General features: G+C 69.6%; 16 protein-coding genes, 1 tRNA gene and 1 pseudogene. 15 read left to right on the plus strand and 3 right to left on the minus strand.

The features are described from left to right. The first annotated feature begins 244 nt into the window (after nucleotides 1-244). The 11 genes and pseudogenes from JIG36_RS46265 to JIG36_RS46315 all read left to right on the plus strand — a co-directional run bounded on the left by JIG36_RS46265 (nucleotide 245) and on the right by JIG36_RS46315 (nucleotide 9,230). Complete coding sequence (locus JIG36_RS46265) at nucleotides 245-1,432, plus strand: beta-1,3-glucanase family protein (protein ID WP_203383287.1); 1,188 nt, start codon at nucleotides 245-247, stop codon at nucleotides 1,430-1,432. 57 nt (nucleotides 1,433-1,489) lie between these two features. After that, nucleotides 1,490-1,996 (plus strand): annotated as a pseudogene (locus JIG36_RS46270) (lytic polysaccharide monooxygenase auxiliary activity family 9 protein); the annotation flags it as partial. A 5-nt stretch (nucleotides 1,997-2,001) separates the two neighbouring features. After that, entirely contained in the window at nucleotides 2,002-2,724 is a 723-nt protein-coding gene (locus JIG36_RS46275) for a chitinase (protein ID WP_438870807.1), read from the plus strand. A gap of 120 nt (nucleotides 2,725-2,844) precedes the next feature. Continuing rightward, entirely contained in the window at nucleotides 2,845-3,993 is a 1,149-nt protein-coding gene (locus JIG36_RS46280; protein ID WP_203383289.1) for an alpha/beta hydrolase family protein, read from the plus strand. A gap of 101 nt (nucleotides 3,994-4,094) precedes the next feature. Then, nucleotides 4,095-5,357 (plus strand): NAD(P)/FAD-dependent oxidoreductase, encoded by a 1,263-nt coding sequence (locus JIG36_RS46285; RefSeq protein WP_203383290.1) that lies wholly within the window; start codon nucleotides 4,095-4,097, stop codon nucleotides 5,355-5,357. A 79-nt stretch (nucleotides 5,358-5,436) separates the two neighbouring features. After that, a tRNA-Ile gene (locus JIG36_RS46290) sits at nucleotides 5,437-5,510 on the plus strand. A 305-nt stretch (nucleotides 5,511-5,815) separates the two neighbouring features. Further along, nucleotides 5,816-6,742, plus strand: coding sequence for a hypothetical protein (locus tag JIG36_RS46295; RefSeq protein WP_203383291.1), 927 nt, complete (start codon nucleotides 5,816-5,818; stop codon nucleotides 6,740-6,742). A 490-nt stretch (nucleotides 6,743-7,232) separates the two neighbouring features. Beyond that, on the plus strand, nucleotides 7,233-7,499 hold the full coding sequence (locus JIG36_RS46300; protein WP_203383292.1) for a ribbon-helix-helix domain-containing protein: 267 nt from the start codon (nucleotides 7,233-7,235) through the stop codon (nucleotides 7,497-7,499). Further along, nucleotides 7,496-7,888, plus strand: coding sequence for a type II toxin-antitoxin system VapC family toxin (locus tag JIG36_RS46305; RefSeq protein WP_203383293.1), 393 nt, complete (start codon nucleotides 7,496-7,498; stop codon nucleotides 7,886-7,888). Before JIG36_RS46300 ends, JIG36_RS46305 begins: the two co-directional genes overlap by 4 nt. A 205-nt stretch (nucleotides 7,889-8,093) precedes the next feature. Further along, nucleotides 8,094-8,660, plus strand: a complete 567-nt coding sequence (locus JIG36_RS46310; RefSeq protein WP_203383294.1) for a hypothetical protein — start codon at nucleotides 8,094-8,096, stop codon at nucleotides 8,658-8,660. Nucleotides 8,661-8,942: 282 nt separating this feature from the next. Continuing rightward, nucleotides 8,943-9,230: a hypothetical protein gene (locus JIG36_RS46315; protein ID WP_203383295.1), complete on the plus strand. Its 288-nt coding sequence runs from the start codon at nucleotides 8,943-8,945 to the stop codon at nucleotides 9,228-9,230. A 2-nt stretch (nucleotides 9,231-9,232) separates the two neighbouring features. Here the strand turns inward: JIG36_RS46315 and JIG36_RS46320 are convergent, their stop codons facing one another. After that, nucleotides 9,233-9,916, minus strand: a complete 684-nt coding sequence (locus JIG36_RS46320; protein WP_203383296.1) for a Type 1 glutamine amidotransferase-like domain-containing protein — start codon at nucleotides 9,914-9,916, stop codon at nucleotides 9,233-9,235. 82 nt (nucleotides 9,917-9,998) lie between these two features. On the opposite strand from JIG36_RS46320, the gene JIG36_RS46325 reads away from it, so the two are divergent. Beyond that, entirely contained in the window at nucleotides 9,999-10,511 is a 513-nt protein-coding gene (locus JIG36_RS46325; protein WP_203383297.1) for a winged helix-turn-helix transcriptional regulator, read from the plus strand. 309 nt (nucleotides 10,512-10,820) lie between these two features. On the opposite strand, the gene JIG36_RS46330 is transcribed toward JIG36_RS46325, so the two are convergent. Further along, a complete protein-coding gene (locus JIG36_RS46330) occupies nucleotides 10,821-11,732 on the minus strand; it encodes an acyltransferase domain-containing protein (RefSeq protein WP_203383298.1) in 912 nt (303 codons plus the stop codon). A 156-nt stretch (nucleotides 11,733-11,888) separates the two neighbouring features. Between JIG36_RS46330 and JIG36_RS46335 the strand changes: the two genes are divergently transcribed. From JIG36_RS46335 to JIG36_RS46345, 3 genes are all read left to right on the plus strand, one after another. Beyond that, on the plus strand, nucleotides 11,889-12,293 hold the full coding sequence (locus JIG36_RS46335) for a VOC family protein (protein WP_203383299.1): 405 nt from the start codon (nucleotides 11,889-11,891) through the stop codon (nucleotides 12,291-12,293). Between the two features lie 77 nt (nucleotides 12,294-12,370). After that, on the plus strand, nucleotides 12,371-12,694 hold the full coding sequence (locus JIG36_RS46340; RefSeq protein WP_203383300.1) for a hypothetical protein: 324 nt from the start codon (nucleotides 12,371-12,373) through the stop codon (nucleotides 12,692-12,694). A gap of 138 nt (nucleotides 12,695-12,832) precedes the next feature. Further along, complete coding sequence (locus JIG36_RS46345) at nucleotides 12,833-13,714, plus strand: hypothetical protein (protein ID WP_203383301.1); 882 nt, start codon at nucleotides 12,833-12,835, stop codon at nucleotides 13,712-13,714. Here JIG36_RS46345 and JIG36_RS46350 read toward each other — a convergent pair. Continuing rightward, on the minus strand, nucleotides 13,700-14,284 hold the full coding sequence (locus JIG36_RS46350) for a TetR/AcrR family transcriptional regulator (protein ID WP_307873192.1): 585 nt from the start codon (nucleotides 14,282-14,284) through the stop codon (nucleotides 13,700-13,702). The genes JIG36_RS46345 and JIG36_RS46350 overlap by 15 nt on opposite strands. Nucleotides 14,285-14,335: the final 51 nt, after the last annotated feature.

Consider the following 14,335-nt stretch of genomic DNA (forward strand, 5'->3'; position numbering starts at 1 on the left):
CTCTGACCTGGTAGAACGGGCCCGAATTGCGCCAACCGGGATGTGTGCTATGGCGTGACGATCGTCGATTGACAGGCTCCGGCGGCCGGGGAATGGTGTTTCGAGAGCGCTCAAGTTGCACGGAGCGTGACGGCCGGGACGCATCCCCCTTCTGTGTCCGCCCCCGAAGCGTGCCGGCCGGTGCGGGATCCCTTCCGGCTCGACCGGACCCGCGCCACCCCGGGGGCCGGACCGTGGAGTGCCTATGCGTCTGAACCGCAAAACCCTGCTCGGACTCGGCGTGGCGGCCGTCGCCGTCGCCGGAGTCGCCGCGGTCGTTCCGACCGCCAGCGCGGCCGGGCCGGATCTGCTTCCGCTGACCGTCACCAACGACTCCGGACGTAGCGAGGGCGTGAACCTGTACGTGCTCGGTGAGTCCGGCGGCAAGCTCGGCTACGTGACCGAGGGCGGCACCTTCACCCCGTGGCCGGCCGGCGGCAGCCCGCCGGTGCCCGCGCCCGACGTGTCGATCGCCGGGCCGGCCAACGGCGCCAGCAAGACCCTCCAGGTTCCCAAGGGCCTGTCCGGCCGCATGTACATGTCGTTCGGGGACAAGCTCGACTTCCGCATCTCGGAGACCGGCGGCCTCGTGCAGCCCGCGCCGTGGGCCGGCGGCGACCCCAGCCGCGACGTCCTGTTCGACTGGAGCGAGTTCACCTACAACGACTCCGGCGTGTGGCTGAACAGCTCCCAGGTCGACATGTTCGCCGTGCCGCACTCGGTCGATGTGACCGGCTCGGACGGGCAGAATCTCAAGACCGGTGAGCTCAAGCCGGGCGGCCACCAGGCCGTCATCGACGGGATGAAGTCCGACCCCGAGTTCGCCAAGCTGGTGCAGACCCGTGGCGACGGGACCGTGCTGCGGGTGCTCTCGCCGGGCAAGGGCGCCGACGCCGGCGGCTTCAACCCCGACTACCTGGGCGGCTACATCGACCAGGCGTGGGCCGCCTACGCGAGCAAGGACCTCACGGTCAAGCCGTTCGCCGAGCAGCCCGACAAGGTCTTCACCGGCCGTACGAGCGGTGACGTCATGAACTTCACCGACTCCACCGGGGCGCAGGTCGCCAGCTTCACCAAGCCGACCTCGTCCAACGTGTGGGGTTGCGACGGGAACCTGGGCGCACCGAACGACCTGGTCGTCGGGCCGATCGCGCGCAGCCTGTGCGCGGCGCTGTTCCGCGGCACCCTCGGCACGCAGGACGTCGAGCCCAGCACCGACCCGGGCACGTTCTATCAGAACACCCCGGCCAACCTGTACGGCAAGCTGATCCACGAGAACATGGCCGACGGCAAGGCGTACGCGTTCGCCTTCGACGACGTCGCGAACCAGGAGTCGCTGGTGCACAGCGGCGACCCGACGTCGATCGGCATCACCCTCTCGCCCTTCAACTGAGCCCCCGCCCCGGGTTCCCAGGAGCCCGGGGCCTTCAGAGCGAAGGAGTTTCTCCCCATGCACCGCAAATTCGCACTTCCGGCGCTGACCGTCGGCGCCACCGTGGCCGCGCTCACCGTCGGCGTTTCCCCCGCCTCGGCCCACGGCTACATCTCGTCCCCGCCCAGCCGCCAGGCCAACTGCGCCAGCGGCGCGGTCGCCGACTGCGGCGACGTCCAGTACGAACCGCAGAGCGTCGAGGCCGCCAAGGGCTCGAAGGAGTGCAACGGCGGCGGTTCCCGGTTCGCCGCGCTCAACGACAACAGCAAGGCCTGGCCCCGGGCCACGGCCGGTCAGTCGGTGACGTTCGACTGGGTGCTCACGGCCCGGCACTCGACCACGACGTGGGAGTACTTCATCGGCGACACGCTGCTCGCGTCGTTCGACGACGGCGGCGCGCAGCCGGGCGCCACCAAGACCCACACCGTCAACATGCAGGGCTTCACCGGACCGCAGACCGTGCTGGCCCGCTGGAACGTGGCGGACACCGCCATGGCGTTCTACGCCTGCGTCGACCTGAACATCGGAGCGTGATCGTGAAGCGTAATCGTCTTCTGGCCGCGGCCGGCGCCCTGGCCGTCGCCGTCACCGCCGGCATCGCGGCCCTGCTCCCGAGCACGGGCGCCTCGGCGGCGACCCTGCCCGTGTCCGAGGCCCAGTTCCAGCAGATGTTCCCGAACCGGATCGACTTCTACTCGTACTCCGGTCTGCTCGACGCCATGAACAAGTTCGGTGAGTTCACCGGCACGGGCGGCGAGGACGTGCAGAAACGGGAAGCCGCCGCGTTCCTGGCCAACATCAACCACGAGTCGGGCGGGCTGGTCTACGTCGAGGAGCTGAACCAGGCGAACTGGCCGCTCTACTGTGACGCCAGTCAGCCGTACGGGTGCCCGGCCGGTCAGGACGCCTATCACGGGCGCGGGCCGATCCAGCTGAGCTGGAACTTCAACTACAAGGCGGCCGGTGACGCGCTCGGCATCGACCTGCTGAACAACCCCGACCTGGTCAAGAACGACTCGTCGGTGGCCTGGCAGACCGGGCTCTGGTACTGGATGACCCAGACCGGCCCGGGCTCGATGACGCCGCACGCCGCAATGGTCAACGGCGCCGGCTTCGGTGAGACGATCCGCAGCATCAACGGGTCGCTGGAGTGCAACGGCGGCAACCCGGCCCAGGTGCAGAGCCGGATCGACGCCTACCAGCGGTTCACGCAGATCCTCGGCGTGGATCCGGGAGCCAACCTGTCCTGCTGATCCCCGGTACGTCGCCCGGTGCTGCTTTCGGGAGCAGCGCCGGGCGACATTTTTCTTGGCCGCTATACGCTCAGAGTATACGCTGAGAGAATACTCAGCCGGTTCTCACGGGGAGGTCCCATGTCCGTACTCTCGATCAGCCGTCGCGCCCTGATGGCGAGCGCGCTGGCCACGCTTGTCGCGCCCTCGCTGCCCGCCGTCGCCGCGCCGCCACGGCTCTCGCTGCCTGGCCCGACCGGGCCGCACCAGATCGGCACGGTCGCTCTGCATCTGCTCGACCGGTCGCGGCCCGACCCCTTCACGGGCCAGGCCGGGCACCGTGAACTCATGATCGGCGTCTGGTACCCGGCCCGCGACACTGCGCACCACCCGCGGGCGCCGTGGATGGAGCCGGCGGTGCTGCGCGAATACCTGAGCGACGCCGGGTACGCCCCCGACCTCGTGACCACGCCCCGGACCTCCGGGCACATCGGGGCGACGGTCCGGCGTACGGGGAAATTGCCGGTTGTGGTCTTCTCCCACGGCTCCGGAGGTCACCGCGACGAGAACTCGACGATGATCCAGGAACTGGCCTCCCGCGGGTACCTGGTCGTGACCATCGACCACCTCGGCGACGCCTACAGCCAGTTGCCCAGCGGCCGGGTCGTCACACCGACCGAGGGGTCGTTCACGCCCGAGGACTACGCCCAGGACGCGCGGTTCGTGCTCGACCGCATCGGTGACCTGGCCGCCGGACGCAATCCCGACGTCGACGGAAAGCGCCTGCCGGACGGGCTGGCCTGGGCGCCCGACACCCACCGGATCGGCATGGTGGGCTGGTCCAAGGGCGGCACCGCCACGGCCCGGGTCATGCTCACCGACCGGCGGGTCCGGGCCGGCCTGGCCATCGACGCGCCCATGCAGCCGCTGATGACCGGGTCGATCGACCGGCCGTTCATGATGATGACCGCCGAGTTCCCGCGGGCCACCGAGCCGGCCGTGGCCCAGTTCTGGACCCAGCTGCGCGGATGGCGCCTCAACGTGCAGGCCAGGGGCGCGGTGCATTCCTCGTACGGTGATCTGCAGGTGCTGATGCCCCAGGTGGCCCGGCTGGTCGGAATGAGCGACGACGAACTGCGCTCGTGGATCGGGACGCTCGACCCGGCCCGCGCCGTGCGCATCGACCGCGCCTACCCGGTCGCGTTCTTCGACGAGCACCTGCGCGGGCGGGAGCAACGCCTGCTCGACGGGCCGAACCGTGCGTTCCCCGAGGTCGACTATCTGCCCTGACGACCGGGTTTTGGGTGGCCGCACCGAGGGGAAACTCCTGCCGCGGCCACCCACCGCCGTTAGTCTGAGGTCTGCCTGTTTCGTCCCCTTGTGAGGTGCCCGTGTCGCAGCCCGTGGAGGTGGACGTCGTCATCGTCGGCGGCGGTCTCGCCGGCCTTTCCGCTGCTCGCAGGCTCGACCGGGCCGGCGTGGAGTGGCTGCTGGTCGAGGCTTCCGACCGCATCGGGGGCCGCGTCACCACCGACGTCGTCGACGGATGGCACTTCGACCGCGGCTTCCAGATCATCAACACGTCCTATCCGCGACTGCCCGCCCTCGTCGATGTCGACGCCCTCGACCTGCGCTTTTTCACCCCCGGCGTGCTCGTACGCCGCGGCGGGGAACTCCATCGCCTCGAGAACCCGGTGCGCGAGCCGATGGCGGCGGCCCAGACCCTGACCTCCGGCGTCGGAACGCTCAGCGACCGCCTGAAGTTCGCGGCGCTGGCGACCAAATGCGCCACGCTGCCCGCCGGGAAGCTGCTCGAGGCCCGCGAGACGACCACGCAGGAGATGCTGCGCAAGGCCGGCCTGTCCCACCGGATGATCGAAGAGGTGCTGCGGCCGTTCCTCTCCGGGGTCTTCGCCGACCGCTCCCTCGACACGTCCAGCCACGTGTTCGCGATGATCCTGCGCTCGTTCGCCCGCGGCCGCATGGGCGTTCCGGCGGCCGGCATGGCGGCCCTGCCCGCCGCGATCGCCGGTCCGCTGCCCTATCCCCAACTGCTGATCGGCGCCCGTACGCTCGAGGTCGAACCCGGCATGGTGGTGACCGAGGGGGGCGAGATCCGCTGCCGGGCGGTCATCGTGGCCACCGACCCGTCCGCCGCGGCCGAGCTGCTGCCCCAGCTCCCACGCCCCGACATGCACGGCCTGACCACGTTCTATTTCGGCGCCGACCGGGCCCCCATCGACGAGCCCACCCTGATCCTCGACGGCGACCGCCGCGAGATCATCGCCAACACGGTGGTCGTCTCGAACGCCGCGCCGGAGTACGCACCCAGCGGCAAATCCCTGATCGCGGCCTCCGTGGTCGGGGTTTCGGCCCCCTCTCCCGCGTCCGAGACGGTGATCCGGGTCGAGCTCTCCCGCCTCTACGGCGTACCCACCGACGACTGGGACCTGCTGGAAGTCGTGAGCATCCCCGAGGCGCTACCGGCGGCCCGGGTCCCCCAGTCGTCCCTGCGCAAGCCGGTCGACCTGGGCGAGGGCCTGTTCATAGCCGGCGACCACCGCGACAGCCCGTCCATCCAGGGCGCGCTGGCGGGCGGTTGGCGCACGGCCGGGGCCGTTCTTTCCTGGCTGGGAACCCGGGTAAACGCCTGATTCGTCGGCGTCACCCAGCGTCCGCGCAGGAGATCGCTGGCTGTGGCTGTGCGGCACGGGTTAGTATCGCCGCCGGTAAGGGGCGGTAGCTCAGTGGGTTAGAGCAGGGGACTCATAATCCCTCGGTCGCGGGTTCGAGTCCCGCCCGCCCCACTGTATTTGCCTGGGGGCGACCCCCAGACCCCACGTTACGGTGGGCGCGCGGGGGGAGTTGGTCACGCTTCCGTCGGGCTTGCGTCCTCCGGCCCGCAAGGCCTCGCGCGCTCGATTTTGCCTGTAGCTGGCGGCTGCACGCCCCGGGGGTCGCATTTAAGGAACTTTAAGGAACGCTTGCTCAGCGTCATGAACTGGTGCACATCGCTGCTCGTATATCTCGGCACAGGCAGTACCGGAGACCTCGGCACAAGCAGTACCGAGATCTCGGCACAAGCAGTACCGGAGACGAAGAGGAGCCGTGCATGTATCGACGCGGAGTCAGCAGCTATCGACGCGGAATCAGCAGCCGGACGCGCAAGCTGGTGATTGGAGGCGCCGCCGCAGCGCTGCTCGGCTCGGCGCTCGCGGTCGGCACGGGGATGGGCCAGGCCGCCGAACAGGGCAACGTCCGAGCCGGCTCCGGGAACGTTGACGCTTTGGTGCCGGCGCTGGGTTTCAGCCCGGGCGATCCGAACGCGACGGCCGACCGCGTGGGCCCCACCGGGGTGAATGTCCCTGGTCGTTGCCCGCCCACTCAGGCTCAGGTGAACGCGCAGGTGGCGCTCAAGAATGCGAACCTGCCGAGTGGAACGGACCTGGAAAGCCGCATTCAGCGTTTTGAAAAGACCTTGTCGGCGATTCAGGACTTGAAGTGCCCTGCATCTTCCACGACGTTGCTGGGCCGCTTGAAATCGTTGACCGCGCTGCGCGGGAACGCGAACCGCGATGACGCCCTGCGTGGTCTGGGTCTGAACGAGACGCCGGCAGATAGAGCCGCCGCCCCGGGACCCGGTGACGCGGCCGCGGGTGGAGCGACGGGGAACGCCGGAGCCGGCTCCGGCAGCATTGACGCTTTGGTGCCGGCGCTGGGTTTCAGCCCGGGCGATCCGAACGCGACGGCCGACCGCGTGGGCCCCACCGGGGTGAATGTCCCTGGTCGTTGCCCGCCCACTCAGGCTCAGGTGAACGCGCAGGTGGCGCTCAAGAATGCGAACCTGCCGAGTGGAACGGACCTGGAAAGCCGCATTCAGCGTTTTGAAAAGACCTTGTCGGCGATTCAGGACTTGAAGTGCCCTGCATCTTCGACGACTTTGCTGGGCCGCTTGAATTCGTTGACCGCGTTGCGCGGAGACGCGAACCGCGATGACGTCCTGCGCGGTTTGGGTCTTAACGAAACGCCGGCGGGTTAAAGCCGCGGGAATGCGGCGCCGTGGACAACGGCGCCCGGATCCCTCGCGGATCCTGATCCACCGCACGGAACCGCCTCGCCGGAGGCCCTCGCACCACGGGGGTCTCCGGCGTGTCCGTGTGCGGGCCATGCGCGCGGTGATCTTCGGCTACTTCGGCACACTGACCGACCCCGGCGCTGAGGAGTATCGCGAACCGCGCGCACCGTATTGGCGAGCTGCTCGGTGAGGACAATGCGGTCGCAGACGGCCGCTCCGTCAGCAGAGCAGCAGGTAGAGGTTGTAGGCCATCCGGAAGGGCGCTCTCGTAATCCCTCGGTCGCGGGTTTCGAGTCCCGCCCGTCCGACTCAACTAACCTAGGGGCGACCCCCGGACCCCACGTTACGGTGGTGGCGCCGAGTGGTCCGCTGCCGGTCGGCGCTGGTTGCGCTCTTGTTTGCGGGTGGTTGGCGCGCGTCTCCGCGTAGCGCCATATCGGTGTATGGTCCTTGTATGGCAGCCAAGAAGATCACGATAACGCTTCCCGAAGAGCTGGTCGAAGCTCTCGGCTCCGCGGCCCGGGATGAGGGAGTCCCGTTGTCGCGGCTTGTGGCCAGCGCGGCCGAGAGTGAGCTTCGCCGTCGGGCCGGGCGGCATCTGGTGGCCGACTGGCAGGCGGAGCATGGTGCCTTCACGGCCGAGGAACTCGCGGCGGCAAGGGCGGAGATGGCTACCGCGGATGCTGAGGCGTTCGGGGTTTCTCCGTCGGCGGCGGCGTGAGCATTCCGTACGTCTACGACGCGGGTGTGCTGCTGGCTATCGACAGCAACGACCGTCGCATGTGGGCCATTCATCACCTGGCCGTCGAGGAAGGGCGAAGGCTGCTCGTCCCTTCCGTCGTCGTGGCTCAGGCCTGGCGCGATGGCCGGCGGCAGGTTCAGCTGGGCCGGTTCCTGCACAGCTGCGAGATCGTCCCGGTGGGGCTGGAGTCAGCGAAGGCGGCCGGCGTCCTGTGCGGCAAGGCAGGCACCCGCGACGTGGTCGACGCCACGGTGGTCACCATCGCTCTGGTCCACGGTGCCATCGTATTTACCAGTGACCCGGGTGACATCACCGATCTGGGAGCTGCGGCCGAGGTCAAGCCAGGACTGGTCGTGCGCCGAGTCTGACCGCCGTGCCCCGGCGATTGAGGTCCAGTCCGGCCGATATCGCGCTCACTTGTCCGTCTCGCTCGCGACGGGACGGTGTGGTCTCCGCCGCGCCTACGTCCGATGACGCGTCGGGCGACGATGCTGTTAGTTATTGTCGATGCATGTCGGGTCTCTTGATGACGGCCGCTGATCGTGGTCTCGTCCCGGCCGGTTGCCTGAACTCATGAGTCCCGGTGGCACTGACGCGAGCCTGCTGGAACTGGTGGTGGGCTTCTTCGTCGCGGTCTCGCTCATAGCGGTGATCACGATGATCCTGCGCCGGCGCAGTGGCCGCGAAGACCTGCTGGGCACTCAGGTGCGGGAGATGGAGGCGCGTGCCTCCGCCGCTGCGGGCCCGGGCGCCGACACCCGTCAGCGGGACGCAGCCACCCGGATCGCCGGCGCCCGCATTGATGAAGCTGCCTCCCGTGCTCCCGTCCCTGCTCAAGGAGCCACTGACGAGCCGGCCCCCGGTGCGGCGCTGGATGCTGGCTTTCTGGATGCCACCGCGGGAGAGCGGTCGGCTCAGGACGCCACAGCTCCGCCGGACGGGTGGCCCTTGGCAGCCGACGGAAAGAATGACGCAATGGCCGACGCATTCGCCTGGCTCCGGATCGCGGCCATGGTGGACGCCGGGCAGCGCGAACAGGCAGTCGAGTTGCTCAGCGCGACGATGGACATCACGACAGACGAGGCGCAGATGCTCGTCGACGGCCTGAACGACGCCGGCAGCGAGCGTCGCCCCGACTGACCCGAGTGGCGGAGAGAATGCTCGGCCGGCGCGGCGTGCTCCATTCAGTGCTGACGACGGCGTAGTCGCCCTGAGGAGGAGTCATGACCGAGGCATCGGACTGGTGTGATGTGAAGGCCAAGGCTCGTGCCGTTGACCCCACCTGGGACAACGACGACCGCGTGGCCCCGGCGGCAGCAAATGCGTGAGCAGATGCTCATTGCTGTCAGCGGCTCCGACGGCCGTTCGTCAGGCGCGCGTCCAGGGTCGTGATCTATGGCCGTCGATTGTTAGCTTGGGGTCGTGAGCGGGCGGCCGAGGACATCGCGCGGCGGTGCCGCCTCGAGCGCCGACCTTCCCGACGACCTGGAGGATCCGTTCGAACCCCTGATCCAGCTGTTCGAGCGGGGCGGCGGCTTCCACACCGAGAAAGGCGCGGTCAACCTGGAGTGGAAGTCGGTCCGCATGGCCGGCTGGCGTGACCGGGCCGAGGCGCCCGCCATGTCCAGCTTCGCCGCCGACGCTCTCGACGAGATCGATCGGACCGGATCACTCGCCCAGTTCGGTCGCGTCGTGGGTCCCGCTGACTGAAGCTAGGACGCTTCGGGCTGGTCGAAGTGCTTCCAGTGGCCTTCGGAGACGACCTCGACGCCGGCACTGGAGACCTTGAGGGCTGTGTTGTCGTCGATGGCGTAGGACGGGTTGGGGAGGCCGGCGGCCCACTTCTCGGCTGCGCCCATGTGGTTTTCGGGCAGGTCGGGGTGGTCGAGGTGGGGGAAGATCGAGAAGTCGACGATGCCCAGCGTGCTGTCGTCGCCGCCGGTGGGTGGGCGCCAGCCTGCGAAGTCGTCGCCGATTCTTGGGGTCATCACCATGCTGCCGGCGCTCAGGCCGACCCACAGCGTGTCGGTCAGGGTGGGCAGCAGGTCGGCCAGGCCGGACTCGCGGATCCAGTAGTGCAGGTACAGCGGGTCGCCGCCGTTCACCAGGATGACGTCGGCCTCGCGGACCTCGGCGGTCCACTGGTCGTGGTCCAGGGTGGGCAGGGCGGTCAGCTCCAGGACCCCGACCGATTTCCAGCCCAGTTCGGTCATGGGGCATTCGGTTTCCCGGCCGGCGATGAAGTTCCAGGCCCGGCCCATGCCGCCGCGGTGGGCGTAGCCGGCGGTGGGGATGCAGAGGGCCGCCGACTCCGCGATCGGCTTGTCCAGCAGCTCCAACAAGGCCCCGTGGATGGCTTTGTTCTTCACGCCGCCTGAGGTGAGGAGGAGGTTCATCGGGACCGTCCAGAACTGGTTGCGGAATGAAACCGGGCACGGTGAAGGTAGCACCACCGGTTGCGAAGTACCATCAGTCCCGATGGACAAGGGCAATGAACACCGGTCGGGCTGCCCGATCAATCTCGCGGTCGAAGTGATGGGCGACCGCTGGTCGCTGGTCGTGCTGCGCGACGTCATGTTCGGCGACCGGCACTACTTCCGTGAGCTGCTGGCCGGCTCGCAGGAGGGGATCGCCTCCAACATCCTGGCCGATCGGCTGCGGCGGCTGGTGGCCAACGGGCTGTTGTGGCAGGCGGACGATCCCTCCCACAAGCAGAAGATCCGCTACAGCCTGACCGAGGCCGGTGTGCAGCTCGTTCCGGTCATGGCGGCGCTCGGCTCGTGGGGGCGGCGGCACATGCCGGCCAGTCACGAGCTTTCGGTACGGGCCGAGCTGCTCGAGCGGGGCGGCCCCGAGCTGTGGGGGCGGTTCATGGACGAGCTGCGCGAGCAACACCTCGGCGTGCCCCGTCCGCCGGGCACCCCGTCGGTCTTCGCCGAGCTCCAAACCGCGTACGAGAAGGCAGTAGCCGAGACGAACGGCGGCAACTGAAACAGACCCCGTACGGGATAGCCAGGCACTGAACGATCCGAACCCCTCCCGCGTCGAAGCATCGAAGGACAACGGGAGGGAATGCCGATGAGGCAGCCGGTTCGGAGAGCGCGGGACAACAGCCCGCCGCGGATCTGGGACGTCGGGCGCGTCCGGCCGTGCTCAGCATGGTGGCGTGCCGTGGCCGGACCTGGACGACGCCGTCCAGCAGGTGCACCTGAAACTGCTGGAGCAGGGGTCGGCGGCGACGATCCGCAACCCGGCGGCCTGGACGGCAGTCGCGCGCCGACGGTCCAAGGAGCCGGAGAATCAGAACGGGAAACGCCCGGTACGCCACTGCCAGTGCCGGCCGGCCCGCAGGTGATCGGCGATCGCGCGTTGCAGAACGGTGCGCCGGGGCAACTCGTCGAGCGGCGTGCTCAGCGAGCGGAACCCGAACCGCAGCACCTCGACGTCGGCGTCCAGACCTTCCGGGGCCTCGTACGGCTCCAGTTCGAACCGCCGCTGGAACCGGATGATGTTGGAATCCTCGGGCAGGTATTCGCGCAGTTGCGGGTCGAGCAGCCAGGAGCCGCACGAGAAACTGGTGTAGTGCTCGTCGGGGAAATGGCGCGGGAAGAACGCGCGGGCCTCGTCCAGCGACGCGTCGACCGCTTCCGGGGTCAACGGGCCCGCCTCGGGGATGTGCAGGCTGATCGCGTCGTCGCCGCGCTGGTGCTGCAGGCGGCCCAGCTCATAGAGGCCGCCCCGCACGTGCAGGGTCAGCCAGCTCTGCATGACGGGCCAGCCCTCGCCGCGCATCCGGCGGTCGACCGCCAGGTTGCGACCCAGATCGGCCAGCGTCGCCCACGACACGGTGTCGGGGATGCCATGGTCGCGGTGGTACTGCCGCACGACGGGAATCAGGGCCAGGTAGGCGTACGCGAAATAGCCCGGCAGCTCCGGACCCGGCGGCAACCACTCGTGACCGCCGAGGTCGGCCCGCACCAGGGCGGTCGAGCGGTCGAGCAGCCAGGTCAGCTCCGGGGTCCACTGTGGTGAGGGCCAGCCGGCCAGGATGCCGGCGGCGTCATCCGGCCGCACCGCCAGGCGCTCGAGGAGCTCCGGCACGTCGTCGCGGTCGGGCAGCGGAGCCGACGGCCGGTCGCCCGCGAGCCGGTCCACGCGCTCGATCTCTTCGACGGGAACCCCGAGCCGCGCGGCGACGCCATCCAGATCCACGCGAGCGACCCTACCGATCAGGGGGCCGGAGTGTGAGCCGAGTGCGCACTCGGGCGACCGGGTCCGGGCGTGGGCGCGGCCGATCGGTCAGTTTTCAAGAAGCCCGCACCGGCCCGGTCTCCCTAGCCTGAACGCCATCAACGAGGGGAGCACGACATGATCACGAAGCTGAACGTCACCACCATCTACGTCCTCGACAAGGATGAGGCGCTGGACTTCTACGTCGGCAAGCTCGGGCTCGAGAAGGGCAACGACGTCAAGCAGGACTCCTACCGCTGGCTGACCGTCCGGGTGCCGGGCGAGGGCAGCACCGAGATCTCGCTGGAGGTTCCGGGTGTGCCGCTGCACGACGAGGCGACCGCCCAGCAGCTCCGCGAGCTGGTCGCGAAGGGCGCCCTGAACGGTCTCGTCCTCAACACCGACGACATCCAGGGCCTGTACGAGTCGCTGAAGGCGGCCGGAGTCACCGACTTCACCCAGGAGCCGACCAAGCATTTCTACGGCACCGACATGGGTCTGCGGGACCCGTCCGGCAACCCGATCCGGGTCTTGCAGCAGTAAAGAGTGGCGAGCGCTGGAAGCGCGGACCGGGCCGACCGGCAGTCCGGCCCGGTCCGCGGAGTCGTAGATTGGGCGGGGTGCATTCCCTCGACTCCCTCGTCAGCCACCTCCTGACGCGCACCCCGGAAGAGCTCACCGAGCTGACCGAGGTGCGGCCTGACGTCGCGCTGGAGCCGGCCCCGACCCGGGTCGAGCAGCTCGCCCGGCGTCTGCTGGACCCGGCGTCGATGACCGCGGCGTGCGCGTTGACGACCCGTCCCCAGTTGCAGGTGGCCGAGGCGGCCGCGGCGCTTGGCCGCAAATGCACCGTGGCCGGGCTCGCGGAACTGATGGGCGTTGCGGGGGACGACCCGGACCTGGCCGCGGCCGTGCACCGGCTCACCGAGCTCGCCCTGATCTGACCGGAGAAGTCGGGTCTGGCCACGGCGCACCTCGGCGCGCTGTTCCAGCACCCGCTGGGTTTCGGCCGGAGTCGTGGCGGGGCGCCGTTCGACCCGCGCCCGCCCGGCCTGACCCTGAACCCGGTCGACCCGGCGTCGGTGGAACGGGAAGCCGCGGCCGCCGCCGCCGAGACTCTGGCCGCGGTCACCGGCGGCGCCGTCCGGTGGCCCACGATCCCGGGCCACGACGAGGACCGCACGCGTCTCACCGTCGAGCTGCTGGCGGCCGGCGAACTGATCGACACGTCGCAGGCCCGGCCCACTCCGGCCTACGACCGGTTCACCGCCGCCGACCCCGCGGACCAGTTGCTCGACATCATCGACATCTGGCTGACGATGCCCGCGTGCCCGCTCGCGCCCGGCCCGGCCCGCCTCCTCCAGTGGAACGCGGAGGAGGAGTTTCTCCTCGGCGGCCTGCGCTCCCTCATGCTGCGCACGCTGGTCGACGCCGTGCCCGCCGACCGGTCGGTCGATCCCGAGGGCCTGGCCGAGCGGCTGCTCTGGCAGGCGCCGGACGTGGCCGAGGAGGCGGCCGACGGTCTGCCCGGTTACGTCGCGGGCATCTGGCGCGAGGCCCACCGGCTCGGCCTGCTCGCCCACGGAAGCCCGACCGAACTGTGCCGTCGCCGTCTGGCCGGTGGTGCCGCCGCGGCCCGCGAGCCGGCTCAGGCGATGCTGCCCCGGCCGCCCGGTTCCGTCCCGCCGCCGCCCGGCCCCGGCCGTGTCCTGGTGCGTCCGGTCGGGTGCTGCCTGTGCAGCGACGACGACACGCTCCTGACCGAGATCCTGGACAACCGGTCGCTGGAACCGCTCGGCCTGGTGCGGCTCGCGCCGACCGTGCTCGCCAGTGCGGAGGCGCCGGCCGCGACGCTCACCGCGCTGCGGGCCGCGGGCTACGCCCCGGCGAGCCTGCACGTCGTCGGCGGCGGCTCCGCACCCGACGGTGAGATGACGCGGCTGGGGCGGTCAGCGGACCAGTAGCGGCAGAACGACCCGGACCTGCGTGGCCAGGCCGTCGAGCACCGGCTCGCCGCCCGCGGTGTAGGCCAGCAACGCCTGTTGGAAGAGACCGTCGAGCATCCCGTACGCGGCCGGGGCGCCGACCGACGGCGGGCGGCCGGCCAGCGTGGCGTATCGGTCGACGACCCGCCAGATCATGGCTTCGAGCGTGCCGTCGATCTCGGTGATGGCGTCGCGCAGGGCCGGCTCGAACATGCTCTGGGTGCGCAGGTCGTACCAGAGGCGGTGCATCGGCGCCTCTTCGCGGATCGTCTGGGCCAGCTTGGCCGCGAACGCCTCGACCAGCTCCTCGGGCGAGGTCGAATCGCTGACCACCGCGTCATAGCGGGTCACGCAGCGTCTCTTGTAGTGGCGGACGCTGTAGATGACCAGCTCGGTCTTGTCCTGGAAGTAGTAGTGCACGACGCCGTGGCTGAACGGCGAGTTGCCGGCGATCTCGCGCAGGCTGGCCCGGGCGTAGCCCATCGCGCCGAGGGTGGTGAGCGCGGACTCGGCCAGCTCCTCGCGGCGGCGGTCGGACTTGGTGGGCACGAGGACCATCGTACGGGCTGTGGCCGGTGTCCCGACTTTTTCTTGACAACT

Source organism: Paractinoplanes ovalisporus, assembly GCF_016834655.1.
GTDB classification, from domain to species: domain Bacteria; phylum Actinomycetota; class Actinomycetes; order Mycobacteriales; family Micromonosporaceae; genus Actinoplanes; species Actinoplanes ovalisporus.

Bases quoted from the DNA above. Each gene is read 5' to 3' on its own strand.
- JIG36_RS46265 (WP_203383287.1), top strand. From the start codon at position 245: ATGCGTCTGAACCGCAAAACCCTGCTCGGACTCGGCGTGGCGGCCGTC.
- JIG36_RS46280 (WP_203383289.1), top strand. From the start codon at position 2,845: ATGTCCGTACTCTCGATCAGCCGTCGCGCCCTGATGGCGAGCGCGCTG.
- JIG36_RS46295 (WP_203383291.1), top strand. From the start codon at position 5,816: ATGTATCGACGCGGAGTCAGCAGCTATCGACGCGGAATCAGCAGCCGG.
- JIG36_RS46300 (WP_203383292.1), top strand. From the start codon at position 7,233: ATGGCAGCCAAGAAGATCACGATAACGCTTCCCGAAGAGCTGGTCGAA.
- JIG36_RS46310 (WP_203383294.1), top strand. From the start codon at position 8,094: ATGAGTCCCGGTGGCACTGACGCGAGCCTGCTGGAACTGGTGGTGGGC.
- JIG36_RS46320 (WP_203383296.1), bottom strand. From the start codon at position 9,916: ATGAACCTCCTCCTCACCTCAGGCGGCGTGAAGAACAAAGCCATCCAC.
- JIG36_RS46325 (WP_203383297.1), top strand. From the start codon at position 9,999: ATGGACAAGGGCAATGAACACCGGTCGGGCTGCCCGATCAATCTCGCG.
- JIG36_RS46335 (WP_203383299.1), top strand. From the start codon at position 11,889: ATGATCACGAAGCTGAACGTCACCACCATCTACGTCCTCGACAAGGAT.